Below are 24306 nucleotides of genomic sequence, written 5' to 3' on the forward strand. Positions count from 1 at the left end.
AGGCCATCCTTTCCGGTCACCCTTCCGGCCACGCGGACGTGCGGTCGGCTCCAGTGGAAGGCGGGGAAAACGGGTGTCGGGCAGCAGAGGCGACGGTGCTGCCCGATATCCGTTTCCATCGGTTCAAGTGGATCAAGCAGGGTATAGTCAAGCCCAGGTCAAACAATTGACGTGGAGCCTCCATGCCCCATTCGTTTGAGCAGACCTCTCTTTGGCGAAGGTCATTGGCGCCTCGCGACAACGATCCGCATGGGGACGAGCGGGCACGGCTGCGGGCCGCCTATCTTCAGCTCCGGGAAACCGTCGAACCGCTGGCCACGTCGATCGCCCACTCGCTGCCGATGTTCACCGAGCACGGAATGGCGCACGCGGAAGCACTCTGGGAGATGGCCTCCCTCATTTGCGGCGAAGACATCTCCATCAACCCGGCCGAAGCGTTCGTCCTGGGCGGCGCATTCCTGCTGCACGACCTCGGAATGGGGTTGGCCTCGTATTCCGCGGCCGGAATCGACCTGAAAGCGGATCCCAAATACGACGACCTGCTGGCCGGGGCGAAGAATCGGCTGCGCAACTCCGAGGCGGCCGCCGGCAGTGAGCTCCTCGACAGGGCGGCGCACGAGGAGGTCGTCGTCGAGCTGCTCCGCCTGCGCCACGCCAGGCAGGCGGAGCGGCTGGTCGGCCAGGTCTTCCACACCTCCTCCGGCGAACCGTTCCACCTTCTGCAGGACGTGGAGCTCCGGCAGTTCTTCGGACCGCAGATCGGCCGGATCGCGCACAGCCACTGGTGGGGGGTGTCCGAGCTGCAGCGGCTGGCCCAGCGGCAGGGGTCGTGCCCGCTGCACCCGCCGACGTGGGATGTGGATCCGCTGAAGCTGGCCTGCATGCTGCGCCTGGCGGACGCCGCGCACATCGACTACCGCAGGGCTCCGATGCTCCTGCACGCCTTCAGACGGCCGTCCGGGACCTCGCGCAATCACTGGTTCTTCCAGGAGCGCCTGTTCCGACCGCGCGTGGTGGACGATCGGCTGGAGTACACCGCTTCGGCACCGTTCAGCCGGGACGAGACCGAGGCCTGGTGGCTCGCCTTCGAGACCATCCAGCTCATCAACGACGAGCTCCGGCACGTAGACGCCCTCCTGGCGGACAGCGGCAGGCAGCGTTTCAGAGTCCGGTCGGTGGTGGGCGCCGACTCCCCCGAGCGGCTGGCCAGGTCCATTCCCACGGACGGCTGGAGACCCCTCGACGCGCGTCTTCGCGTCACCGACACGGTGCAGGTGATCTCGAACATCGGCGGCCGCGACATGTACGGCAACCGCCCGGACATCGCCCTCAGGGAGCTGATCGCGAATGCCGGCGACGCCGTCAAGGCCCGCGCCGCCTTCGAGGGGTCGATCCGGATGTCGCCTGTGACGATCACCCTGGAGCAGTGCGGTGACGACTGGTGGCTGGAAGTGGCCGACCAGGGGATCGGCATGCGTCCCGAGACCATGGTGGCCGCACTCACCGACTTCGGGCACTCGCACTGGCGCTCGGCCGCGACCGTCGAGGAGTTCCCCGGGCTCCAGGCCAAGGGCTTCACGCCCACGGGCAAGTTCGGCATCGGCTTCTTCGCGATCTTCATGGTCGCCGACGAGGTGCAGGTCCGCAGCCTGGCATTGGGAGAGGCCGCGCGCTCGACCCACGTGCTCGAGTTCAGGCGCGGGCTGTCGGGTGGTCGTCCGCTGTTGCGGGAGGCGGAGTTCGAGGAGTGCCTCAGGAAACCGGGCACCGTGGTGAGAGCCCGGCTGCGGGAGGACCCCCGCAACATCAAGGGAATCTTCCGCACGAACAGCAAACGCGTCGGCCACACGGAGCTGCTGCACGAGCTGATCAACCGGATGTGCGCGCTGTCCGAGGTCGACGTCTCCGTGAAGGGCCCGGACGATCCCGCGCCGAGACACGTCATCGCGGCCGGCGACTGGTTGGACATCCCGGCCGCGGAACTCTTTCAGCGTCTCTACCGGCGCTCCGACATGGATTACATGCAGCGCATGCTCTACGAGCAGCATGAGAAGCTTTTCATCGACCACGAGACCCGCGTCCTGGACGACGACGGAAACACCATCGGCCGGGCGATGCTGCTTTCCGGGAGGGAAGCGTCGGAGACGCAGGACCTCTGGTGGCACGGCAACTATCGAGGCATGGTCTACGTCGGCGGCCTGCAGTCGTCTGCTTTCCTCTACACCATGGGAGCTTTCCAGGGCTTCCCCATGACCGCCGACCGGCTCACGTCCTTTCCCCTCGGCCGGCCGGAAAACCTCCAGGACTGGGCACGGTCGCAGGTGGACGTCGCACGGTCGAGTCCGTGGGCCACTCCCGGACACCAATGGATGATCGCCGATTTCGTCGGCGGTCTCGGCGTTTCACCCGAGACCCTGCCGTGCGCGCACTCGGCGGACGGCGCCCTGGACAGGGACGATCTGGTCGCGTGGGCCAGCGGCAAGTCGGAGGTGCTGCTGATCTCGTACGGCGACCTCATGGCGTTCGACACGCTGTTCGATCCGCCGAACTATCGCCGCTCCTTCTTCACGTATGACGGCCGCGGGGTCCGCCTCCCGGCACACGGGCTGATCGTCGAGCTCTATCCGATGTGGGTCTTTCCTGAGGAGATCGTGCCCAGTCCTCGCGACGAGCGGTTCACCGAGGCCGCGGAGAACGGCGAGGAGTGGAGCGCCTGCGCCTGGTGGTGCGAGCACGGCAACTACGGGGCGGCGGGCGTGGTCGTCAGAACCATCGCCGAGGCGTGGAAGGCGGACGTGGACGACGTGGTCAGGGGCATGGAGTCGCTCTATATCGACCGGGAGAGGGACAACCGCCTCGAACTCACCACGTTCACGAGCGATTCTCCCGCTCGCGTGACGGCCTTCCGGGTCCGTCGCCCGCGGGCGGAGACGACGCTCGTATGAGGCTCAGCGCCAGGCGGCCGAAGGAGGTGCCCGCCGCTCTGCCCGCGGACACGCCCGAGATCGCCGTCGAGCGCTACAAGTACATCCTCCAGCAGATCCACACCATCAACGAGAACGTCTACCGCTTCCTGGCCGTCTACCAGACGCTGGCCGTCGCGATAGCCAGCGCCGGCCTCGCGCTCTTCGTCGGCCACCGCGGCTGGCGGATCGACCCGGCAGTCGCCAGATCGGGCCTGGTCGCGCTGATGTGGCTCGAGACGGTGGTCGCCGCGTTCACCGTCATGATGATCGTCATCGGAGTCGTCTCCTGGCTCGACTACCGCCGGGAGGAGTGCGAGCTGGCAGACGAGTTCGTCCGCCCGGGCTTTCGCAAGCCGCCGCGCAAGGCCGCCTTCATCCGGTGGTACGAGACCTACATCGTGCTCTTCATCATCGGCTCCACGATCTTCATGTGGATCAGCACTCTCACCATCCTGCTTCCGGGGGTCACGTGACCGCCCCAGGCCGTGAGGGCCGCGACGCCACGACGCCGCAGGACGAGGGGCAGGTCGGCGGCCATCCGGCGACGTCACCGCAGGGTCCCGACCGCCGTCCTTGCGGAAATGCTGGTACTTGCCCTGCCGTCCGCTGACCTGGGCGGGGGTAATCAGACGTCGTGAGAGAACACGGTTCGGGCCCAGGCGCCTCGGTGCGGGCTGTCCGGCCGCTGCAGGACCTCGGGCGCCTTCGAGTGCCACGGCGACTGCATTGACTCCACTCGGCAACGAATTCGAAGCGGACCTTTCAAGATCGCATTAGCCCCAAGGCGTTCCATTTAATCGCGATTACGGGGATTGTCCGGCTCTACTCGTGATACAGGAGTTTCGCATGCGCATACGCGCGTATCGGAGCATGCTGGCCGCCGTCACCGCGGTCTCGGCCATGGCATTCCCCCTCGTCTCGGCCGCCCCGGCCGGCGCGGACCCCGACCCCGCGGCGTTCGGCATGAGCATCACCGCACCCCGGGTGAAGCGGCACCTGGAGAAACTGCAGCAGATCGCCGAGGCCAACGGCGGCACCCGCGCCTCGGGCACCCCCGGCTTCGACCAGTCGGTGGACTACGTCGCCGGCAGGCTCCGCAAGGCGGGCTACCAGGTCACGCTCCAGGAGTTCGAGTTCCCGTTCTTCCGCGAACTGGAGAAGGCGACCCTCGCCAGGACCGCCCCCACTCCCAAGACCTACGTCCTGGCGACGGACTTCGCGACCATGACGTACTCCGGCTCGGGCGACGTCACGGGCACCGTACAGGCGGTGGACCTGGTCCTCCCGCCGGCCCCCGCGCCGAGCTCCACCTCCGGCTGCGAGCCGAGCGACTTCGCCGGGTTCACCCCGGGCAACATCGCCCTCCTCCAGCGCGGCACCTGCACCTTCCAGGCCAAGGTGGCGAACGCGCAGGCCGCCGGCGCCAGCGCGGTGATCGTCTTCAACGAGGGCCAGCCCGGCCGCGAGGGCCTGCTGAACGGCACCGTCGGCGTGCCCGCCACCATCCCGGTCGTGGGCGCGACCTTCGCCACGGGCAACGAGCTCGCCGCGGCGGGAACCGTCGTCCAGGTCAAGACCATGACCGAGAGCGACCCCCACCGCAAGACCCGCAACGTCATCGCCGAGAACCGCTTCGGCGACCCCGACCAGGTCGTCGCCCTCGGCGCGCACCTCGACAGCGTGGTCGCCGGTCCCGGCATCAACGACAACGGCTCCGGCAGCGCGGCGGTCCTGGAGACCGCGCTGAGACTGGCCCCGCTGCCGACCAGGAACCGGCTCCGGTTCCACTTCTGGGGCGCCGAGGAGCTCGGACTGCTCGGCTCGAAGCACTACGTGGCCGGCCTGTCCGCCGAGGAGAAGGCCAAGATCAAGCTTTACCTGAACTTCGACATGATCGCCTCGCCGAACTACGTCTTCGGCATCTACGACGGCGACAACTCCGACGGTGTCGGCGCCCCGGCTGGCCCGCCCGGTTCCGACGAGATCGAGAAGCTCTTCGAGCAGTACTTCACGGCCGTCGGCAGGCCGTTCGTCGGCACCGACTTCACCGGCCGCTCCGACTACGGCCCCTTCATCGAGGCCGGCATCCCGGCCGGTGGCCTGTTCACCGGCGCCGAGGGCGTCAAGACCGAGGCCGAGGCCACCAGGTTCGGCGGCGAGGCGGGGGCGGCCTACGACAAGTGCTACCACCAGGAGTGCGACACCGTCACCAACATCAACGACGAGGCCCTGGCGATCAACTCCGGCGCCGTCGCCACCGCCGCGGCCGTCTACGCCTACAGCAAGGACCTGCCCGGCGGCGGAACCCCCGGCTCCACCGCTCCCGGCGCGGGCGGCGGGGGTGACGACCACGATCCCGACCAGGCGGTGAGCGAGTGACACTCCCCCACGGAACACGGCCGTGACACCTCAGCCGGGCCGACGCGCGGGCCGTCGCGCGGGCCGACGCGCGGGCCGACGCGCGGGTCTCGGCCGGCGTCTCGAGCGGCGACTCCTGGACGGCGAGCCACGGGTCCGGCGAGCCGCAGGCCCGGCGAGCCACGGGCCCGATGAGCCGCAGGCCCGGCGAGGCACGGGTCCGGCGAGCCGCGGGCCCGGCGAGCCATGGGTCCGGTGAGCCGTGGGTCCGGCGAGCCGTGGGTCCGGTGACGACCACGACGCCGAGCCCGTGCCGAACACGCACGGGCTCGGCCGTCCGCACCGCTCCCCCGGCCCCCTGGCGGGACGGGCCTCGTGGGACCCGGCGGCGAAGCGGCGACCTCCGCCGAAGACGTACCCGCCCCGGTCGCGCGGGGTCGGCGGAGCCCAGGCGGACGGCAGCTCGGCGCCGGCCGCCGAGGGACGCGGATCGTCAGGTCAGGCGGCCCTGGCCTGGCGGCGGTAGCCGCCGGGCGCGATGCCGTACTCGCGTTTGAACGCCTTGGCGAAGGCGAACTCCGTGCTGTAGCCCGTCTGGGCGGCGACCGTGGTCAGCGGCATGTCGGAGTCACGCAGGAGCTTGGCGGCCAGCGTCATGCGCCAGCGGGTCAGGTAGGCCATGGGGGGCTCGCCGACCAGGGCGGCGAACCTCCTGGCGAAGGCGGCACGGGACAGGCCGGACCGTACGGCCAGCGATTCGACCGTCCACGGGGCCGAGGGCGCGTCGTGGATGGCCCCCAGCGCTGGGGCGATCGCGGAGTCGCGAAGCGCGGCCGACCAGCCTTTGGCGGCGGCGGGCTGCTCGTCCAGCCAGGCGCGCAGGATGTACAGCAGCAGCGAGTCGATCAGCGCGGGCACGATGCCGTCCGAGCCGGCACGAGGATTGTCCAGCTCCGCGCCGAGCAGTTGGACCGCGGCGTTCAGCTCGCTATGACGGCCATGCCGGGTGGGCAGGTGGACCACCTCGGGCAACTGCCGGACCAGCGGGTGGGGCCGGGCCATGTCGAGATGGTAGTTGCCGCACAGCAGCGTGGTGCGCGGACCGCTGCCGCCCAGCACGACCGAGCCGATCGGCGGAGCCTTGGTGTAACGCTCCGGTCCCGGCACCTCCGGCAGGGTGGCGGGGTGGTCGGCCAGGATGTAGCGGGCGCCGCTGCGGAGGAACACCACATCACCGGTGCTCAGCGGGATCGGCTCCAGGTGCCGGGCGTCCACGGGGACGAGCCAGCACGACCCGTACAGCACCACGTGGAAGCCGGCGCCCGCGGTCGACGGCAGCTGCAAACCCCACGGCGCGTGGCCGTCGGTGCGGATCGAGGTGGGATGCCCGGTCCGCATCGACTCCAACGCCTCGGTGAGGAGATCCATGTACTGCTTTATAGCGTCAGGACGAGCTTGCCCTGGACCTGGCCCGCCTCCAGCACCTCGTGCGCCTTCCCCGCCTTCTCCAGCGGGAAGGTCTCCTCGACATGCGGGTGGATCTGACCGGCGTCGACCAGCTCGGCGATGGCTGCCAGCGCCACGTAGTCGGGCTCGACGGACACTCCCGCGAAGCGCCGCCCCGCTGCCTCCACCCGTGCGGCGAGCTCGGCGTTCCAGTGCTCCATGATGCTGACAAGCACCCCGCCGGGCTTGAGTACGGCCAGCGAGCGGTCACCCTGCGAGTTGGAGTCGAGGACGATGTCCACATCACGGACCGCCTCGGTGAAGTCGACGGTCTGGTAGTCGATCACCTCGTCGGCGCCGAGGGACCGGACGAACTCGTGCTTGCCCGCACTGGCGAGGGCGATCACGTACGCGCCCTGGGCCTTGGCGATCTGCACGGCCAGGTGGCCGACCCCACCCGCGGCCCGGTGGATCAGCACCCGGTCGCCCGCCCCGACCTTCGCCGCGTCCACCAGCCCCTGCCAGGCGGTGAGCCCGGCCAGCGGCAGAGCCGCAGCATGGACGTGGTCGAGGGAGGCGGGCTTGCGCGCCACCTGGCGGGACGGCGTGGCGACGTACTCGGCGTAGCCGGTCGCGGCGCGGGGGAAGAACGGCATGCCGTACACCTCGTCGCCGACCTTGTACCTGGCGCCGGGGGCCGCCTCCTCCACGACGCCGGAAATGTCCCAGCCGACCCCGAACGGCGGTTCACCGAGCAGCGGGTAAGCGCCGGACCGCACGGCGGCGTCGACCGGGTTGAGGCCGCTGGCTCGCACCCTGATCAGGACCTCGCCGGACAACGGCGTGGGCCGTTCCGCCTCGACGACCTGCAGGACTTCGGGGCCGCCGAAGGAGTTCTGGATGACAGCGCGCATGGGATGCTCCCTGGTTGGTCGGTTCGCTGTGATCAACCTAGGAAGGTTGGACCGGTCCGGAGAATGGCCTTCCGTCTTCTCCACATATCCCAACGTCTCACCCTTCGGCGTTCTCGGGACATCGATGTCCTCAGGACATCAGCGGGGTCACCTCGTGGTCGTCGAGCCGAGGGATGGACTCGGCGACGATGTCGGGGCGCTCTGCTGGAGCACACGGATCACGACGGACGGCGACCCGATGACGGTCGACCTCGCTGACGCTGTTGCTGACAACGTCCCTGGACACGGCCACGTCGGTGTCAGCCGCCGCCCTTGCTGTGGCCCTGGTAGTCACTGCCTGGCCTGCTGACCTGCGGTGGCGCCGGTCATGCTTCCTGGGAGGGCACATCCAGGACACACGGCTCCGACGAGGTCAGCACGGAAGACACGATCGACGGCCTTGCGCGTGCGGTCCTCAGCTGCGGGTGTACCGGGACCTTGTGTTACTTCGTGTGTACGGTCACTTCTGCTCGTCGGGCCTGAAAGGCCAGACGCAACGTGAAAGTGTCCAGTACGAACAGGTCGTTGCCATCCCAGTCGAAGCAGCTGACCTGTCCCGGTGGAGCGTCGTGCTGGGCGGTCACGCAGTCATGGCCTTCCTGGTCCTCGCACCACTCGATGATCCGGACATCCTCGAACCGGAAGATCACGACAGGTGTCTTCGACAGCTCGGGCGGGGTCCACTGCGGGTCATGGAGGAACTCCAACTCCAGTACCGGCGGTCTGCCGGGCTCATAGGTCAGGCACGTGAAGTCGGTGTCGTGGAGGTAGACATGGGCGCCCTCCTCGGTCCAGAACTCGTACAGCCCTGCCTTGGGGGTGACGCCACGATCTTTATCCTCGCTCACGCCGGCGAACTCGGTCACTGACATGAGGACATGGTCCTACAGACGGAAGCACGCCCCAGTGGTGACGGCAGTGCCGGTAGTGATGTCTCCCTACCGCCAGAACAGGAGACTGGATCTGTTGTTCTCCGCGTGGTCGTAAATCGTACGCAGCCATGGCTGACGAACCTCCGGCTGCCGCGCCAGCGTGTGGAGGAACACCTCCCGGTCGGGCCGGAACGGAAAGGGCGGCAGCAGCGGTGGAGGGTCATCGCGGTAGACGCCCTCGGGTAGCCCGCCCGACGCGGGACGGAGCCGCCGAAGGCGGTTGAAGGCTAGATATGTCCACACATCGGCAGCCAGTGGCACCGCCGCCCCCGCGCCGGACGACCATGTCTCCCCGGTCTGCGGATGCCGCGGAACCAAAGCGATGTCCGCGGCCGTGGCGGGTAAGCCCGGCCCGGCCAGGGCCAGGCTCTTCGTCGGCGGCCCGGGTGGCAGCAGGGCATCGAGCGCCGGACGGAACGCATCGGCTGTAGGGCCGTCGGGAACCTCCACCCGGGTACCGCCCGACGCGGCCAGCAGGTGGGCCAGCGCCACCGAGACCGCCGCCTCCCACACCGGGCTCCACGCCCCGATCGGCTCAACCGGCGGTGTCTCCTGCTGCTCCTCCCGCAGTTCCTCCCAGCTGAGCACGCTGCGGGAGGGCGCATCGACGTCGAGGAGACGTACGGCGCGCGGGTCCAGCCACACCACCCGCCAGTACGAGCAATCGTCGATGAGGGTGGCCACGGCGTGCCCGCATCGCGCGCACGCAAGATTCGGGCCGTCCCCGCCGTCCAGACCGTAGCAGTAGCCGTCGCATCGCTCCGGAATCAGAACGGTCCCGCGGACGTCACCCGGTGCGACCGCGACCGCTCCCGGCGACCCGCACGACAGAGCGTGGACCGGCGCGTACACGCCGCGGGCTTCTGCTTCCTCCGCACCGATCTCCTCCCACTGCCGCCACGGCGGCCCGAAAGGTTCTGGATTCACCGCGTAGGTCCCCGGCTCCAGAAGCGCGGGAAGCAGTTCATGGCCGAACCTTTGATGGGCGTGGGCGGGGAGCGCCACCTGCGACACGGACGAGGTCAGCACGGTGCCACAGTCCGCGCATGCGAACACAGCCATGTTCCCCCTCCTGCGTCACCGTGCCGAGATCATCTTGGCTCAGGACCAATCAGCGACAGACCGTGCTCAGCTCACCAGGAATGCTGTACAGCTACACCCGCCACACACGATCACCAGGCACCGGCCCGCATCAACCACTTCATCAGGCAAGCGGCGCCGCTGACGAGGAAGGCCGGGTTTCGAGTACCCGGTTGCGCCACGCGATGGCCCTGGTCATGCCATCCAGGCCTCTTCAGTCCTCGGGCTCATTTGTAGACGACCGGCTTGGTCTCCTTGCCGGGAAACACCGTGATCAGCAGCTCGACCGCCCCGTCCGGCGGGTCGGGCACCTGGTAGACGAGTTTCCGCCCACGCAGATGCACCCGCACACGATAGGTTCCCGGACCACCCGGTGTGAGGTCTGGCAGCGCGTTGCCCTGGTTGTCGACGATCACCAGCGACCCGCTCGGACTCTCGTAGCCGACCTCGACCACCTCGTCCCATCCTTTGGTCTCCAGCGGCGGCGGCTTCGCGTACGACTCACCGGTGACGCACGCATGCCCGATCTCGTCAGCCGCCCAGATCGCCAGCGCCCCCCGCTCGCTCCCGACCAGTTCCTCGACCAGGTCGGGAATCGACCCCTCGAACCCCTCGTCCCACCCGTTGATCGTCCAGAACTCGGTCCACATGGTGGCACGCGCCTGCCGTACAGGCTTCACCCGCGGCCGGTGCGCGGGATGCGTGGCGCAGGCCTTCTCACCCTTGGCGAAGTACGCCCGCTCCTCTGCCTGCCGCTTTCGTCCCTCGGCCTCCTGCGCCTTGGCCACCACCGGGCACAGGCTCCCCAGCGCTCGCGCGTACTCCGACCGCAGTGCGCCCTGCATGTCATGTTCCGCCATCTTGCAGAGCCGATACCCACGCGCAAGCAGCACCTGGTCCGGAACCGCCGCGAAGGCGTCCCCTTCGCCGTGGAAGTCGGTATAGCCGCGGGCAAGGCAGAGGAAGTCCTTCTCCGCCTTGCTGAACCCTCGGGCCGTGCCGTCGCCGAAACCGGCGCAGTCGAGCTCGCTCTCGGTGCTCGCCCTGCCGGGAAAGGCGGACTTCGCCGGGAGTAAGAGGAGCGCCATCACCGACAGGGCGGCGAACGTGGCGCGGAGGAACCGACCTCTCCGCACAAAGGGCCCGCGTACGGCAAGCAGTATCAGCAGGGGCGGCGCCAAGGAGAGGAGGCCGGTGCCCACGCGCCTGCTCACCAGCTCCGGCGGTCCCCACGCGTCCAGGCACTCGGGGCCGATCGCGGCGTCGAGGACGAGCAGCAGGAAGCCTGAAACATCGCGAAGGATCAGCGCGCCGGCCGCGACCCGAGCGAGGGCCCGGGCGAGCCGTTCCCGCCCGGCGCGAATGGCCAGATACCAGCTCAGGAAGCCCAGCACGATCAGCGCCCGACACGAACCACAGCTGACCGCTGAGCTCGTTGCCTAAGCACCACCCAGAGGACCCCCACGCGAACAACCTGACGTCATCGTCGATCCAGAAGTAGACGGTGGGACTCACCGCGGTGAGCAGGGCCGCCACCCACAGGATCGATGATCGCCGGGACACGGAGACAGATGGTACGTGATCACAATCGCGCGAACCGTGTGGACAGCCGGCGTTCGGTTTCATGAGCTGCCGGAGCAGGGCGATCCGGCCGCCGCGTGCCTGGTTCGGCTGATGACAGAACGTCGGTCCACCAAACGAGGTCTTGCGACCTTCCACTTCAGGTCCACGATCGGGTTCCTGTCGATCAGCTTGAGTTCGACGGCATGGGCCATTGCATTGGACAGGATGACGCGGTGCCGTCTGTTCGAGCTGGCGGCCACGCACTGCATGCGGCGCTCACCCTAGAACCGTGTAGATCCATCGATTATGGCAAGCTTCTTGATTTCTTCGATGGATACACCTTTTATGCCGCGTAGATTCGCGCCCTTAAAATCCGCTTGCCGGATATTGGCTCTCGAAAGATTCGCGAAGGATAAGTCGGCATTCGTTAGCACGGCATTGGTGAGATCGGCAGATTTCAAATTTGCTCTTGTTAGATCAGCAGCGTTCAGGTTGGCCTCATAAAGCACGGCAGACCCCATATCTGCACCCGAGAGAGTTGCACTGGAAAGATTAGTCCTAGTCAAGAATGCTTCGACAAGTCTGGCATTCCTCAACGAAGCGCCCAGCAGGTCTGAACCCATTAAGCGAGCACGACTGAGGTTCGAGTTACTCAAGTCCGCAAATGCAAGGTTAGACGTCTCCAGGGATACATTGCTTAAGTGGGCACCTCGGAGATTAGCCCAATGGAAGTTCGCTTGCTCGAAACGAACTGTCGTGAGCGCCACGGATTCACGAGTGATGCCCGTAACTGTTCCCAACACTCTCAATGCCGTTAATATATCGGCACTTGGTTGCCATCTAGTCAGCGGCGGAACCCATGGTGGATCCGGTGGTGGCGGCAACTCGGGCGAAGTGCGTGATGCCGTAGGGGAGAGAGAACTCTTGCTGGCGCTAACATGCTGGACAACGAAGGCCACGATAACTTCCTGAACGATGGAGGCATCATATGAAGAGTCTTGAGCTATCCGCTGCAGTGCGTACAGGCCGCCAATGCGGACTTCGATAGACTTTTCGGAGCTTATTTGCTCAATGGCCTTTGTGTAGCGATCTGTTATCTGACCTTGAATCTGAGACTCTAAGGTCTTCTGACCAGTCTCCCAAGTGCGTGCAGTATAAAGAAGGCCGCCCGCGGTGAAAATAAGACCAAAGAGTACACCGAACGATGTGATCCGCTGCCAGCGGCGTTCACGACGCATGTCGTATAGCTCTTGACGATCCCTTACTGGAAGGGCATCAAGTTCCGCTTGCGTGGGCGGTGTTATGCGTGGAGTGCGGTGCCGCTTCCATCCCCGCTCTACTGGGCGTGCCATCGCTACGGTGCCATCGTTGATCGCCTTCTTGCGCTTCTTCTTGGGAGAAGTGCCTGGAACAGGAGTATGCGGCTTGGTCGAAGGACCGGGCGGTCTTTCGGCATCGGACACGGAGGTGAGAGTAGCCGATCATGGGCGCAAGCGGCTAGGAAGCAGGCTCGCCAAAGGTCGGACACATGATCCAGGTGGCCGCTTAGGGGCCTTCTCGCCACGTTCCGGTCGGCGAGCCTGCCGAGAGGCGCGACGCGCAACCGATTAGTGGAAGACGGAGGCTCTGTAGGGGCACACTGACGGGTGTCCTCGGCGCGATCCAACCGTTACTCGCGCCCCGCACCGAGGACGGCAGAAGGGCTCACAAGCATGACTATTTCCCAATGCTTCCCACATAGGGCTTGTGGCGAGCCGATCGGCGGCGCTGTTGCTGGTAGGAGCTATGAGTCTTCGAGTTGAATCTTCCTACGGATCAGAAGGTTAGGGGTTCGAGTCCTCTCGGCCGCGTAGGGTCTGACCAGGAAGTTCCTTGATCTCAAGGGGCTCCCTGAGCCATTTCTAGAGGTCTGCTGTAGCAACAGCTGTAGCAGCCAAAGATCGTTCACCCTGGTTCGCCAGGGACTCGGCGGCGGCCCAAGTTCGCCAGGGTGCCGTCGAGGGAGTCGGCTGCTCGCCGCTGCACCTCGGCGGTGAAGTGCGTGTAGATATCTGCCGTGGTCGCCATCCGGCTGTGCCGAAAGGCCCCCTGGATGCCCTTCAGGTACAGGCCGGCCACGTGCAGCCATGTCGCCCTCGACCCCGCCTACGTCGGCTCCCTCAAGCAGGAGTACGTCGGCCTCTGGTATTGCCACTTCATCGAAGGCGCCTGGTGCCTCGCCGAGGGCGCCGTCTACGACATGTGGGACGGGGACATCTGTCGTCGACCTGCTCCCGCCCATCGAGCGGTGGATCGCAACTGGCGTCGGCTACGGCACCGTCAACCCGTTCGCCGCGCTCGTGCTTGGCCTCGGCGCCGACGGCCACCTCACCAGCGAATACCGCTGGATGGACGTCGGCGGCCACCCGCGCCCTCAGTACGTCGTCGTCGAGCCGAGCGCGGCCAGCTTCCGCGTGCAGCTGCATCAGCCGCCGTACAGCATCGCCTCCACGCTCAGCAACAACGAGGTCCTACCAGGGTTGAGGATGATGGTGAGCCTCTTCGCCACGGACCGGCTCAAGGTCCACCGCTCGTGCACCGGGTTCGAGGAGGTTCCTGGTTACTCGTGGGATGACGAGAAGGCCGAGAAAGGCCCCGACGAACCGATCAAGTCTGACGATCACAGCCTGGACGCTGGCCGGTACGCGGTTCACACAACGCGCGGTCTGGCAGTACCACTTGCGAGAGCCGACGCTTCTCGCAGCGTGAGGGCTATGCGAAGCCAAAGACGAGTCCTGCCAGGTAGAGCAGGATGCAGAACGCGAAACCTGCCAACATGATCAACATCCAAACGCCGATGCCTTCGAGATCTCGGCGCCTGATGTGACCACACCTGCAACAACCGCAATCGCGACGATCGCTAAAAGGAGGAACATGGGGGACTGTGCCTTTCTCGCCGAGACTATGCGATGGGTTGTACCCAGGCGCGGGTCGCGATAGACGACCAAGAGCACTGCTCTACTGATAATTAGCTTTTGGGAAGTTCCTCTCCCAAGCTCCACATTCAAGATCACCGAGTAGTGCTCGTGAAATAGATCACGACATGAAGGCGGATACGGCTTGCCCGAACGCGATGACCGCTAGGATCACTCCGATCACCCAGATACTTCGCTTCCCCCGCCTCGTGCGAGAAGGGTCCATAGCGAAGACCATTCGGATCAGCGATTCCGCTGCAGGGATGCTGAACGCGAGGATGATCCCGAACGTGAGCATCTGTGCAAGTACAGAATCGTCAGGTTCAGTAAGACCGCTCGCGATCTGTAGGACCCGGAGTTCGCCGAGGGCAAGAACGATCTGGATCATCGCCATCGTGCCTATAAGCACGCCCATCCACTTGAACCTGTAGTCCTCTGCGTCATCTTCGCCCTCCGGCGCAACTCAACGTATCGAACTGTGTATGCACGCAATTCGAGAGCGACCGCAATCGCGATAACCGGAATCACCTAGGCGAGCAGCGAGGCGTACTCCTTCGTCACATTTCGTCAGTATCACGTACTTGGGGAGAGATCCATGCCGCTGCCAAGCGGCGGCACCTGGCCGCCCCGCAACACCCAGCCCATCTACCAGCACTACGGCATCCTCGACGCCTGGTACCGCGGCGTCAGCGAACGTCTGGCAGCCATCTACGGCGACACCCGCGGCGTGAGTACGGTCGCCCCCCGCCAACCGGCCCAGCACCTACCAGGGCGGCATGGTCGGCACCCTCACCCGCTGGTTCTGGGGCCAGCTCGTCCGCTGCCGGTCCGAGACGCTCGACGGGTTGGCCCGGCTCCGCGCCTCGGGATGGAAGGTGGCGATCGTCACCAACGGGATGGCCGACAACCAGCTCGGCAAGATCCAGCAGACCGGCTTGGCTGAGGCTGTCGACGCCTACGCGCTGTCGGGGATCGAAGGGATGCGCAAACCCGACGTCGGCCTGTTCGAGGTCGCCGCCAAGAGGTGCGGGACGACCCTTGCCGACGGGGGATGGATGGTCGGTGACCACCTCGTTGCCGATATCGGCGGAGGACGATCAGCCGGTCTCCGTACCATCTGGATCGATCGGGGCACATGGCCGGAGCACGACCATCCCGCGGATCACGTAGTCACGGGCGTGCTCCAGGCGATCGAGATCCTTCTCCAGCACCAATAACCGAGGGGCTCGAATCAGCTCGCTCAAGTGATACAGCGGCTTGACGGCGTCTCGTCATCGACCAGGGCACCCTTCACGATGACCGGCATGGGGAAGCCTCACAAGCGTCAGCCAGCCAAGCCGGACTCCGCGACGGCCGCGAGTGCCGAGGAGCTCGCCATGCGCCGAGCCCAAAGCGAACACGATGCACGGCGGGCTGCCGCCGAGAACCAAGGGCAAGAGTGGAAGATCCCTCCGGGGGAGAAGGAGCGACGAGCCACGCAAGCCGCCCTCGCACGTGGCCGAGCCCGCACACCGGGAACCCCGGAGTTCAAGAACCGCGAACGCCAGCGAGACGCCGCCCGGGATGACGAAGCGATCTGGAACAGCGCCCATGATCCAGAAGCGTTCGGTTCCGAAGACTGGTGAGCGGATGCCCGTACCCCAGATAGGCAGGGCACGACGAGGGCACATCAGAGCGCGAAACCACCAGACAAGGCGAGACACAGCGAGGTGCCGAACCGCAGGTCAGCGGCCATCCGGCGGCATCGGCGCGGGGCTCAGCCGCCGCCCTTGCTGAAGTGCTGGTAGTCCTTGGTGCCGGACCAGTAGCCGCCCCATTCCCAGCCGACCGCGGCGAACGTGCGGACCACCCGGTCGCCGGGGTTGATCACGCCCTTGCCCTTCATCGGGCGTTCGGTGAACTCGCGGGCGTTGTCGTGGGCCGTGGAGCCGGACGCCGTGACGTACGGGTTCTCGCGCGGGTTCACGTCGACCGCCTGGCCGTAGGCGTGGTTGGACCAGCTGCTCGACCCCGTGGCGCGGCGGCAGTTGAAGGCCGAGGTGTTGTCGGCGTCGATCGAGGCGTAGTCGCTGCCCTTGTAGACGTCGACGGGCTCCATGCGGTTGATGGGGTACCGCATGGCGTACAGCTTCTTGAAGACGGTGACGATGTCGTCTGTGACGGTTTCGCGGACGACGAGTTCGCCGGTGTGGGCCTGGTCGTCGAAGCCCCAGTAGGTCATGGTGATCAGGCGGAGGTCCCGGTAGTGGACGGGGCAGCCGGGGCGCCAGGAGTGGGGGAGCCGGTCGGGGTCGAGTTTGCTCACCTTCGCCTGGAAGGCGGGCGGGCCGGTGGGTGACGGCGCGGGGGTCGGGTCGACGGCGGGCGCGGTGGAGGCGGCGGGGTCGGCGGTGGAGGTCGACGTGGCCGCGGGATCGGTGGACGGGGCGGTCGCGGGCGTCGGGCCGGTGGCGCCTGGGCTCGCCGACGCGACGGGGGCGGTGTTGGCGCCGCATGCGGTGACCAGCAACGATACGGCGGCGATGACGCGTTTCACCTTTTCCAAAGTAGCGCGCTCTACGGCACGACCAGTACCGTTCGCCGCGCGTGCCGTATCAAACCTCGGGACACGGACGCGTGCCAGGGCGAGCGGGAGCGGCCGACGACGATGGCGTCGGCCCGGTGGGTGGCGGCGAGCGTTTCGAGCTCTCTGGCGGCCTCGCCGCGCACGCTGACGAAGCGCCAGGGCACGCCGTGGTGGCCCATCTCCTCGCGCAGGTCGTCGATGAGGTCCTCGGCGGGGTCGGGGATGACCGGGGAGCCGACCCAGAACCACAGGGTGGTGCTGGTGAGGGATTCGACGAAGGCGACCAGCAGGCCGGCCCCGTCGCGGCGGGCGAGCCCCGCGGCGTACGCGAGGGCGTTGCGGCTTGGGCCGGTGCCGTCGTAGCCGACGACGAGCAGGCCCGCGCCGTCCTTGCCTATCTCGAACCGGCCGTCGGGGAGCCGGTTGGCCAGCGGTTCCACGGCGCCGCTCTCAACGGGTGAGGTCCACGGCGTGCCGGCCGCGACGGGCCAGCTCGCGCAGCGTGGCGGCCGCGTAGCCGGCCAGCGTGAGGAAGGCGCCCGCGGCCAGCAGGCCGCCGATCCACACGTCGTTCACGGTGGCGTCGGTCCAGGCGGCGCCGCGCGGCTGGTAGCCGGTCACGAAGGGGGCGGCGACCAGCCAGAGGCCGCCGACGAACAGCAGCGCGAGGGCGCCGAGGCCCAGTGTGGTCTTCATCGCCGGTGTCCGTTGGTGGTGGTGAGGTCTTCGCGCAACGCCACGACGAGCGGCGCGAGCATGGTCGCCAGTTCCGCCGACGACATGCCGGGGGGTGCGGGCTCGGGTGCGGGTTCTGGTTCGGGTTCGGGGGCGCGCTGCCGTACGGTGACCAGCCCGCGGGCCACCAGGTCCTCGTGGATGGCGGCGGCGAACGCCACCACGCCCACCAGGCCGGCGACGGTGACGCCGAGCCCGGTGAAGAACTCCACGTTCGTGGCGTCGATCCAGTCGTCGAACTCGGGCTGGGTGCCCAGCGCGAAGGGTGCGACCATCAGCCACAGCCCGGCGATCGACGCCAGGGCGGCCGTGACCGCGCCCACGAACCTGCGCATCATCGTGCGGCTCCTTCGGGGACGGTGTTGACGGACGGCACGGCGCGGGCCAGCAGCGCGCGCGAGGTGGGGCGCAGCACGGCGCCGGCGACGGCTCTGGCCCGGTCGCCTTCGGGTCTGTTGTCGGGTGGCGCCATCCGGGCGACCGCGCTGACCAGCGCGGACGGCCTGCCGTCCGCGTGCTCGACGCGCTGGGCGATGAGTTCGAGCAGCAGGCCCGCGAGGACCAGGTCGTCCTTGCCGGGCGGTGTGGACGGCGCCGCCTCGGCGGGGCCGTGTCCCCGCAGCGGCAGCTCCTTCAGGAACAGCACCGCGAAGAAGCCGAGCACCGCGATGGGCACGCCGACCAGGAAGACGGTCTCCAGGCCTCTGGTGAAGGCTTCGAGCACGATGCCCTTGACGGGTTCGGGCAGCTGCTGGATGTCGGCGGGGCTGCCGAGGCTGAGCGAGCCGCCGCCGGGCGGCCTGACGTGCGCGGCCCGCATGAGCTCGGCCATCTCGTCCTTGAGCCGGTTGGACAGGATCGCCCCGAACGCGGCGACGCCGACCGCCCCGCCCAGCGAGCGGAAGAACGCCACGCCCGAGGTGGTGGCGGCCATGTCGCGTAGTTCGGAGCCGTTCTGGGCGGCGAGGATGAGCATCTGCATCGACAGGCCGAGCCCGATGCCGAGCACCGCGACGTCCACGCCGATCAGCCACTGCGTCGAGTCGACGTGCAGTCGCGAGAGCAGGAACAGTCCGACGGCGACCAGCAGCAGGCCGACGACCGGGAAGATCTTCCACCTGCCGGTCCTCGTGACGATCTTTCCGGAGATCACGCCGGACAGGAACAGCGAGAACACCATCGGCAGCGTCATCAGGCCCGAGGCGGTCGGGCTCATGCCCTTGACGATCTGCAGGTACTGCGGCAGGTAGATCATCGCGCCGAACATCGCCATGCCCACGAAGAGGGAGGCCAGGCTGGTGAGCACGAACGTCCGGTTGCGGAACAGCCGGGGCGGCAGGATCGGGTTGCGGGCGGTGCGCTCGGCGAACACCGACAGCAGCAGCATGACGACCGCGACGGCGCCGAGGAAGTAGGTCCAGAACGAGTTCCAGGCGAACTCGTGCCCGCCCAGCGTCAGCAAGAGCATCAGCGCGCTCGCGCTGGCGGTGATCGTCGTGGCGCCCCAGATGTCGATCGAGGTGTTCCGGTTGGTCGCCGGCAGCCTGAGCACCTTCTGGATCACCGCGAACGCCACCACGGCGAACGGGATGCACACGTAGAAGCACCAGCGCCAGCCCAGCCAGTCGGCGTCGACGATGAACCCGCCGAGCAGGGGGCCCGCGACGGTGGAGATGCCGAAGACCGCGCCCATGTAGCCGGAGTAGCGCCCCCGCTCGCGCGGGGGCACGATGTCGCCGAGGATCACCTGGGACAGCGCGGACAGACCGCCCACCCCCAGACCCTGTACGGCACGCGCCGCGATGAGCTGGCCCATGTCCTGCGAGAGCCCGGCGGCCAGCGAGGCGGCGACGAACAGGCCGAGGGCGATCTGGAAGAGCAGCTTGCGGCCGTAGACGTCGGACAGCTTGCCCCACAGGGGGGTCGACACGGTCATCGTGAGCATGGTGGCCGAGGCGACCCAGGAGTACTGCTCCTGCCCGCCGAGCTCGCCCACGATGGTCGGCAGCGCCGTACCCACGACCGAGGTCGAGATCATCGAGGTGAGCATGGCCAGCATCAGCCCCGACATCACCTCGAGGATCTCTTTGTGGGTGTACTGCCTGGTTTGTGCCATGCCAGCGAGTATACGTCTGTTTACTAGCCGCGCGGCAAGTGCGATTAGGCTTCAGCCATGGAGGTCCGGGTACGGGATCGCGAAGCGACCAGGGAACGCCTGCTCACGGCGGCACGCGCGCTGTTCACCGAGCACGGCTACGAGCAGGTCACCGTACGCATGATCGCCGCCGCGGCCGACGCCAACCTCGCGCTGGTCGGCCGCTACTTCGGCTCCAAGGCGGGCCTGTTCGGCGAGGTGCTGGCGGGCGAGCCGTCGGTCGCCAGGGTGCTGGACGGCGACACGGCAGGGCTGCCCAGGCGGCTGGCCGAGTACGCGGCGCAGCGCATGCACTCCGACCCCGAGAGCCCCATCCTGCGCACGCTGGAGCGGTCGGCCGGCGACCCCGAGGTGCAGGCGCTGATGACCGAACGGCTCAGGACCGCGGTCGTGCAACCACTGGCGGCCCGGCTGGGCGGGGACGACGCGCACGCCCGCGCCCGCCTGGCGACGGCGGTCTTCCTGGGCATCGGGTCGGTACGGCGGCTGCTCGGCCCGGCGGATCCGTCGGCCGACGACATCGACCGCCTGACCGCGGTGTTCGAGGCCTGCCTGCGGTGAGGCTCAGCCGGTCAGGTCGGCGAGCCTGTCCAGCGCCAGGCCCCACGGGAAGGCCGCCGCGTGGCCGGCGTCCGCGGTGGCCGGTGGCGGCTCGAACTCTCCCGGGCCCAGCAGCACCGCGACCCCCTCGGCCCGCAGGCTCGCCACGTTCCTGACGAACGGCGCCCGCGAGGCCAGCGCGCTGTTGACGAACGGCAGCACGACCACCGGGATCCCCAGCCCGGGGGCCTCCGCCAGGACGCCCAGGGCGTAGGTGTCGGTGATGCCCGTCGCGAACTTGTTGACCGTGTCGAACGTGGCGGGCGCCACCACGATCGCGTCGGCCCGCGGCGGTTTCGGCTCGTCGGGCCCGCGGTACCTGCTGCGTACCGGGCGCCCGGTCTGCTCCTCCAGCGCGGCGACGTCGATGAAGCCCAGCGCGGAGGGGGTGGAGACGACCTGGACGGCCCATCCGGCGTCCTGCGCCATGGCGACCAGCCGCCCGACGCCTCCCGCCGGTACGGCCGCGCACACGATGACGTACAGGACCTTGCTCATACCAGCGGAAGGTTAACGCCTCAGCCCTCCCCGATGAAGCGCTCGCCCGCGGCCTCGATGCGCAGGATCTCCGTCCTGAAGAAGCGGGCCAGCTCGGCGCAGGCGGCCGGATCGACCGGGCCTCCCTCGCGTCTGGGCAGGTCGGGGTAGGGACTGCCGATGACGAAGATGTTCTCGTCGTTGTAGTTGTTCGCCGGCTCGGTGTAGTTGAACGAGCCCGCGATGACCGTGGCGTCGTCGATGACCATGAGCTTGTGGTGGAGCTTGCCGAAGGCGGGGCCGCGCTTGGGGAAGTACAGCTCGATGTTGGCGCGGTCGAGGTCATGGGTGGCCGCCCACTTCTGCGCCCCCTGGCCGGGGTCCATCGCTCCGGTGACGGCCCGCCCGGCCGCGGCCAGGGCGATCATCGCGTCGTCGATGCCGGAGGAGCCGGAGAAGGTGAAGATGGCGAAGTCGACCCGGTCGGTCGCCTTGAGCATCTGCTTCATGATCTCCAGCTCGGGCGCGTGGTCCGGGGCGAACAGCACCTTCACCGGGATGCCGTTGAGGCTGTAGGCGGCCGGGACCTTGCCGTGGGCACCGCGGCCGAACTGCCCGGCGCGCATCTGGTTGAACTCGGTCGTGTACGCCAGGCAGACCCGCGCGTCATGAAATATCACGACATGGTTGAGGTTGCGGTGGCAGTCGGTGCCGGTGAAGTTCGCCGACCCCGACAGGATCGCCGACGTGGGCAGGGCCCGCTCGCGGTAGTCGCGGATGATGAACTTCTGGTGGAAGATCGCCGGGTTGTAGTCGGCCTTCACGTCGACGTCGCAGCGCAGCAACGCGGCCAGGATCTTCCTGTTCGGCTCCAGGCTGCGGGCGCCCGTCTCCTCCCCCCACTGGACACGCCGGCGCGCGGCCGCCTCGTCCTCCCCCGCCCGCGGGATGATCTTCGGCAGCTTCGCGGAGACCAGATAGTCCTGTTCCAGCACCATGCGGACGTCCACCCCGCGGAAGCGGGCGTCGAGCACGGCCTGGGCGATGGGCTCGGAGTCGAGCTCCTGGACGGCGATGTCGAGGGACCGCTGGGCGCCGTCGATGAAATCGATGATCACGTGCTCGAGGTCGTCTGCCGCGCCCAGCTCGGTCGGCCCGACGAACGCCTCGATCTTGCCACCGGCGAACATCGTCATACGGTAAGCGTTCCACTACAGCAGGTGGCAGACAAGCATCACCCGCGACGGGCGTACCGCATCCCGCCGACGGCACGCGCCGCGGGCCGGGCGGAGCCCGGGGGTCAGCCCTGGGGGGTGACGATGAGGCCGTAGATGATCATGATGCAGACGCCGATCCCGATCAGCGACCAGATCGGGAAGGCGGCGATGAACAGGAACTGCCCGAGCATCGCCAGCGCCGCCATGAAGATGCCGGCCCATCGCGCCCACCCCTGCCCCATCAGGAGACCGGCGCCGGTGGCGATCTGCAGCGCGCCGATCACCAGCCAGATCCAGCCCCACGTGTTGTAGTCGAGCACCAGGAGCCGGCCGTCGGGGGCGAGGAAGTAGCTCTCCTTGACCAGGGCGATGAACCCCTCGATGACGTTGAACACGCCCATCATGACGCCGAGCATCCCGGCGAATCCGTACCATCCGGTCTGCATCGGCTGGCGGAAGGTGGGGCCGTGCGGGGTGGAGGCGGTTGTCATCGCGAGCTCCTCTCACCGATCCCGGCAGGTACTGCCGAGCCCATTCAGCGGTGGTCATTCCCTGATTGTGGATAGCGCTAGTAACCGATCCGACAAAGTTCTCGTAAGGAAAGTAACTGGCGGTGCCAGACGGACGACAGCGCCCTCCGGCGATCCGATGGCACGAGTTTCCGCGCGGCTGTCCGGATCGGGCCGCGCCGATCGTCACTAGGGTGCAACCACCGAGAGGAGACCCTGGCGATGAAGTACGTGATGTTCGTCTGCACCGACACGGAACCGGACACCGACCCCGCCGCGACGCCCGACATCGACACGTGGGTGGCCGAGAACGACGCCGCCGGCCGGCGGCTGCAGGGGATGGTGCTGGCGCCGAAGTCGACCGCGACGACGGTGCGCGTGCGCACCGGCGAACTGCTCGTCTCGGACGGCCCGTTCGCCGAGACCAAGGAGGTGATCGTGGGCTTCGACCTGCTCGAGTGCGCGAACCTGGACGAGGCCATCGAAGTCGCCCGCACCCATCCGATGGCCCGTGGCGGACGCATCGAGATCCGCCCGCTGGCCGACTTCGAGCAGTGACCGGTCCGGAAGGGGCCACGGCGGTCCAGGCGGCCGCGACCGCGGCCGCCGACGCCTATCCGCGTATCGTCGCGGCGCTGATCCGCGTCACGGGCGACTGGACCCTGGCCGAGGACTGCGCACAGGAGGCCCTGGCCCTGGCGCTGGAGCGCTGGCCCGCGGACGGCGTGCCGGCCAACCCGGGCGGCTGGCTGATGACGGTCGCCCGCAACCGGGCCCTGGACGTGTTGCGGCGGGCGTCCGTCGAACGGCGCAAGCTGCACGAGCTGGCGGTGGCGACGCTCACCGCCGCCACCGAGGAACCGGCACCGGAGGAGATCGTGGACGACCGGCTTCGCCTGATCTTCACCTGCTGCCACCCGGCCCTCGGACCGGAGGCGCGGGTGGCGCTGACGCTGCGCACGATCTGCGCGGTGCCGACCGCGGACATCGCGCGGGCGTTCCTGGTCACCGAGTCCACGATGACCCGGCGGCTGACCCGGGCGAAGACGAAGATCGCGCAGGCGGGCATCCCGTACCAGGTCCCCACCGGCGTGACCCTGACCGAGCGGCTCCCGGGCGTGCTGGCCGTGCTGTACCTGCTGTTCACCCACGGCTACAACGCCGACGGGGAGCCGGCGTTCGCCGAGGAGGCGATCAGGCTGGCCAGGCTGCTGGTGCGGCTCATGCCCGGACAGCCCGAGGCGGCGGCGCTGCTCGCCCTCTTCCTGTTCCAGCACTCCCGGCGCCACGCCCGCCGGGACGCCGAAGGCCACCTGGTCACCCTCGACAAGCAGGACCGGTCCCGCTGGGATCACGCCGCGATCGGCGAGGCCGTGGGCATCCTGGCCGCTCTGCGGCACCTCGGGCCCTACGCGCTGCAGGCGGAGATCGCCGCCTGCCACGCGACCGCGACGTCCGCGGCCGACACCGACTGGCGCCGGATCGCCTCCTGCTACGACCGGCTCGTACGGCTCCAGCCGGGTCCGGTGATCGAGCTGAACCGCGCCGTGGCGCACGGCTACGCGTACGGGCCCGCGGCCGGGCTCGCCCTGCTCGAACAGGCTCACGCCGGCGGCGCGCTCGACGACTACCCGCTGGCCATCGCCGCCGAGGCGGACCTCACCGCCCGCGCCGGCGACCGGGAACGCGCCGCCGTCCTGTTCCGGCAGGCGGCAGCACGGACCCACAGCGCGTCCGAGCGCCGGGGGCTGCTCGTCCGCGCCGCCGAACTGTAGAGAGTCGTCGAGAAGGGAAC

General features: G+C 68.1%; 24 protein-coding genes. 8 read left to right on the top strand and 16 right to left on the bottom strand.

Annotation, left to right across the window (positions count from 1 at the left end; genetic code table 11):
- Positions 1 to 224 precede the first annotated feature (224 nt).
- The 3 genes from ACWENQ_RS06415 to ACWENQ_RS06425 all read left to right on the top strand — a co-directional run bounded on the left by ACWENQ_RS06415 (position 225) and on the right by ACWENQ_RS06425 (position 5345).
- Positions 225 to 2945, top strand: coding sequence for an HD domain-containing protein (locus ACWENQ_RS06415; RefSeq protein ID WP_452413072.1), 2721 nt, complete (start codon positions 225 to 227; stop codon positions 2943 to 2945).
- A complete protein-coding gene (locus tag ACWENQ_RS06420; RefSeq protein ID WP_354922798.1) occupies positions 2942 to 3439 on the top strand; it encodes a hypothetical protein in 498 nt (165 codons plus the stop codon). The genes ACWENQ_RS06415 and ACWENQ_RS06420 overlap by 4 nt, the downstream gene beginning before the upstream one ends.
- 373 nt (positions 3440 to 3812) lie before the next feature.
- Entirely contained in the window at positions 3813 to 5345 is a 1533-nt protein-coding gene (locus tag ACWENQ_RS06425) for a M28 family metallopeptidase (RefSeq protein ID WP_452413073.1), read from the top strand.
- A gap of 477 nt (positions 5346 to 5822) precedes the next feature.
- Here the strand turns inward: ACWENQ_RS06425 and ACWENQ_RS06430 are convergent, their stop codons facing one another.
- The 8 genes from ACWENQ_RS06430 to ACWENQ_RS06465 form a co-directional block, all read right to left on the bottom strand.
- Positions 5823 to 6752, bottom strand: a complete 930-nt coding sequence (locus tag ACWENQ_RS06430; RefSeq protein ID WP_452413074.1) for an AraC family transcriptional regulator — start codon at positions 6750 to 6752, stop codon at positions 5823 to 5825.
- An 8-nt stretch (positions 6753 to 6760) separates the two neighbouring features.
- Positions 6761 to 7684, bottom strand: coding sequence for an NADP-dependent oxidoreductase (locus ACWENQ_RS06435; RefSeq protein ID WP_354922806.1), 924 nt, complete (start codon positions 7682 to 7684; stop codon positions 6761 to 6763).
- A gap of 130 nt (positions 7685 to 7814) precedes the next feature.
- Positions 7815 to 7970 carry a hypothetical protein gene (locus ACWENQ_RS06440; protein WP_452413075.1) on the bottom strand — a complete coding sequence of 52 codons (156 nt, stop codon included), beginning with the start codon at positions 7968 to 7970 and terminating at the stop codon, positions 7815 to 7817.
- A 196-nt stretch (positions 7971 to 8166) separates the two neighbouring features.
- On the bottom strand, positions 8167 to 8595 hold the full coding sequence (locus ACWENQ_RS06445; protein ID WP_452413076.1) for a hypothetical protein: 429 nt from the start codon (positions 8593 to 8595) through the stop codon (positions 8167 to 8169).
- A 66-nt stretch (positions 8596 to 8661) separates the two neighbouring features.
- A complete protein-coding gene (locus tag ACWENQ_RS06450; RefSeq protein WP_452413077.1) occupies positions 8662 to 9717 on the bottom strand; it encodes a hypothetical protein in 1056 nt (351 codons plus the stop codon).
- A 245-nt stretch (positions 9718 to 9962) separates the two neighbouring features.
- Positions 9963 to 11129, bottom strand: a complete 1167-nt coding sequence (locus ACWENQ_RS06455) for a hypothetical protein (protein WP_452413078.1) — start codon at positions 11127 to 11129, stop codon at positions 9963 to 9965.
- 450 nt (positions 11130 to 11579) lie between these two features.
- Complete coding sequence (locus ACWENQ_RS06460) at positions 11580 to 12761, bottom strand: pentapeptide repeat-containing protein (RefSeq protein WP_452413079.1); 1182 nt, start codon at positions 12759 to 12761, stop codon at positions 11580 to 11582.
- A 1612-nt stretch (positions 12762 to 14373) separates the two neighbouring features.
- Positions 14374 to 14667, bottom strand: coding sequence for a hypothetical protein (locus tag ACWENQ_RS06465; protein WP_452413080.1), 294 nt, complete (start codon positions 14665 to 14667; stop codon positions 14374 to 14376).
- A 361-nt stretch (positions 14668 to 15028) separates the two neighbouring features.
- Between ACWENQ_RS06465 and ACWENQ_RS06470 the strand changes: the two genes are divergently transcribed.
- Positions 15029 to 15469 carry an HAD family hydrolase gene (locus ACWENQ_RS06470; RefSeq protein WP_452413081.1) on the top strand — a complete coding sequence of 147 codons (441 nt, stop codon included), beginning with the start codon at positions 15029 to 15031 and terminating at the stop codon, positions 15467 to 15469.
- Between the two features lie 87 nt (positions 15470 to 15556).
- A complete protein-coding gene (locus ACWENQ_RS06475; RefSeq protein ID WP_452413082.1) occupies positions 15557 to 15877 on the top strand; it encodes a hypothetical protein in 321 nt (106 codons plus the stop codon).
- Positions 15878 to 16008: 131 nt separating this feature from the next.
- On the opposite strand, the gene ACWENQ_RS06480 is transcribed toward ACWENQ_RS06475, so the two are convergent.
- The 5 genes from ACWENQ_RS06480 to ACWENQ_RS06500 are packed head-to-tail and all read right to left on the bottom strand — an operon-like array spanning position 16009 to position 19669.
- Entirely contained in the window at positions 16009 to 16788 is a 780-nt protein-coding gene (locus tag ACWENQ_RS06480) for a M15 family metallopeptidase (RefSeq protein ID WP_354922818.1), read from the bottom strand.
- Between the two features lie 20 nt (positions 16789 to 16808).
- On the bottom strand, positions 16809 to 17258 hold the full coding sequence (locus ACWENQ_RS06485) for a universal stress protein (protein WP_449915739.1): 450 nt from the start codon (positions 17256 to 17258) through the stop codon (positions 16809 to 16811).
- A 10-nt stretch (positions 17259 to 17268) separates the two neighbouring features.
- Positions 17269 to 17514: a DUF948 domain-containing protein gene (locus tag ACWENQ_RS06490; RefSeq protein ID WP_449915742.1), complete on the bottom strand. Its 246-nt coding sequence runs from the start codon at positions 17512 to 17514 to the stop codon at positions 17269 to 17271.
- Positions 17511 to 17891, bottom strand: a complete 381-nt coding sequence (locus ACWENQ_RS06495) for a hypothetical protein (RefSeq protein ID WP_452413083.1) — start codon at positions 17889 to 17891, stop codon at positions 17511 to 17513. Before ACWENQ_RS06495 ends, ACWENQ_RS06490 begins: the two co-directional genes overlap by 4 nt.
- The gene (locus ACWENQ_RS06500) at positions 17888 to 19669 is read right to left on the bottom strand and encodes an MDR family MFS transporter (RefSeq protein ID WP_452413084.1); all 1782 of its coding nucleotides are present in this window, start codon (positions 19667 to 19669) and stop codon (positions 17888 to 17890) included. The genes ACWENQ_RS06495 and ACWENQ_RS06500 overlap by 4 nt, the downstream gene beginning before the upstream one ends.
- A gap of 57 nt (positions 19670 to 19726) precedes the next feature.
- Between ACWENQ_RS06500 and ACWENQ_RS06505 the strand changes: the two genes are divergently transcribed.
- Positions 19727 to 20269, top strand: coding sequence for a TetR/AcrR family transcriptional regulator (locus tag ACWENQ_RS06505; protein WP_354922831.1), 543 nt, complete (start codon positions 19727 to 19729; stop codon positions 20267 to 20269).
- Between the two features lie 3 nt (positions 20270 to 20272).
- Here the strand turns inward: ACWENQ_RS06505 and ACWENQ_RS06510 are convergent, their stop codons facing one another.
- The 3 genes from ACWENQ_RS06510 to ACWENQ_RS06520 all read right to left on the bottom strand — a co-directional run bounded on the left by ACWENQ_RS06510 (position 20273) and on the right by ACWENQ_RS06520 (position 22493).
- Positions 20273 to 20806, bottom strand: coding sequence for a flavoprotein (locus ACWENQ_RS06510; protein WP_452413085.1), 534 nt, complete (start codon positions 20804 to 20806; stop codon positions 20273 to 20275).
- A 20-nt stretch (positions 20807 to 20826) separates the two neighbouring features.
- A complete protein-coding gene (locus ACWENQ_RS06515) occupies positions 20827 to 21981 on the bottom strand; it encodes a phospholipase D-like domain-containing protein (RefSeq protein WP_449915751.1) in 1155 nt (384 codons plus the stop codon).
- 104 nt (positions 21982 to 22085) lie between these two features.
- A complete protein-coding gene (locus tag ACWENQ_RS06520; protein WP_449915754.1) occupies positions 22086 to 22493 on the bottom strand; it encodes a DUF7144 family membrane protein in 408 nt (135 codons plus the stop codon).
- Between the two features lie 240 nt (positions 22494 to 22733).
- Here ACWENQ_RS06520 and ACWENQ_RS06525 point away from each other — a divergent pair, with 240 nt between their 5' ends.
- Complete coding sequence (locus ACWENQ_RS06525) at positions 22734 to 23069, top strand: YciI family protein (RefSeq protein WP_354922842.1); 336 nt, start codon at positions 22734 to 22736, stop codon at positions 23067 to 23069.
- Positions 23066 to 24286, top strand: coding sequence for an RNA polymerase sigma factor (locus tag ACWENQ_RS06530; RefSeq protein ID WP_452413086.1), 1221 nt, complete (start codon positions 23066 to 23068; stop codon positions 24284 to 24286). Before ACWENQ_RS06525 ends, ACWENQ_RS06530 begins: the two co-directional genes overlap by 4 nt.
- Positions 24287 to 24306: the final 20 nt, after the last annotated feature.

It is taken from the genome of Nonomuraea sp. NPDC004354 (assembly GCF_053602555.1).

Coding starts and splice junctions, on each gene's coding strand:
- ACWENQ_RS06525 (WP_354922842.1), top strand. CDS start 22,734: ATGAAGTACGTGATGTTCGTCTGCACCGACACGGAACCGGACACCGAC.
- ACWENQ_RS06435 (WP_354922806.1), bottom strand. CDS start 7,684: ATGCGCGCTGTCATCCAGAACTCCTTCGGCGGCCCCGAAGTCCTGCAG.
- ACWENQ_RS06515 (WP_449915751.1), bottom strand. CDS start 21,981: ATGACGATGTTCGCCGGTGGCAAGATCGAGGCGTTCGTCGGGCCGACC.
- ACWENQ_RS06505 (WP_354922831.1), top strand. CDS start 19,727: ATGGAGGTCCGGGTACGGGATCGCGAAGCGACCAGGGAACGCCTGCTC.
- ACWENQ_RS06445 (WP_452413076.1), bottom strand. CDS start 8,595: ATGTCAGTGACCGAGTTCGCCGGCGTGAGCGAGGATAAAGATCGTGGC.
- ACWENQ_RS06500 (WP_452413084.1), bottom strand. CDS start 19,669: ATGGCACAAACCAGGCAGTACACCCACAAAGAGATCCTCGAGGTGATG.
- ACWENQ_RS06490 (WP_449915742.1), bottom strand. CDS start 17,514: ATGAAGACCACACTGGGCCTCGGCGCCCTCGCGCTGCTGTTCGTCGGC.
- ACWENQ_RS06420 (WP_354922798.1), top strand. CDS start 2,942: ATGAGGCTCAGCGCCAGGCGGCCGAAGGAGGTGCCCGCCGCTCTGCCC.
- ACWENQ_RS06470 (WP_452413081.1), top strand. CDS start 15,029: ATGGTCGGCACCCTCACCCGCTGGTTCTGGGGCCAGCTCGTCCGCTGC.
- ACWENQ_RS06495 (WP_452413083.1), bottom strand. CDS start 17,891: ATGATGCGCAGGTTCGTGGGCGCGGTCACGGCCGCCCTGGCGTCGATC.
- ACWENQ_RS06465 (WP_452413080.1), bottom strand. CDS start 14,667: ATGGGCGTGCTTATAGGCACGATGGCGATGATCCAGATCGTTCTTGCC.
- ACWENQ_RS06475 (WP_452413082.1), top strand. CDS start 15,557: ATGGGGAAGCCTCACAAGCGTCAGCCAGCCAAGCCGGACTCCGCGACG.
- ACWENQ_RS06450 (WP_452413077.1), bottom strand. CDS start 9,717: ATGGCTGTGTTCGCATGCGCGGACTGTGGCACCGTGCTGACCTCGTCC.
- ACWENQ_RS06510 (WP_452413085.1), bottom strand. CDS start 20,806: ATGAGCAAGGTCCTGTACGTCATCGTGTGCGCGGCCGTACCGGCGGGA.
- ACWENQ_RS06430 (WP_452413074.1), bottom strand. CDS start 6,752: ATGGATCTCCTCACCGAGGCGTTGGAGTCGATGCGGACCGGGCATCCC.
- ACWENQ_RS06520 (WP_449915754.1), bottom strand. CDS start 22,493: ATGACAACCGCCTCCACCCCGCACGGCCCCACCTTCCGCCAGCCGATG.
- ACWENQ_RS06425 (WP_452413073.1), top strand. CDS start 3,813: ATGCGCATACGCGCGTATCGGAGCATGCTGGCCGCCGTCACCGCGGTC.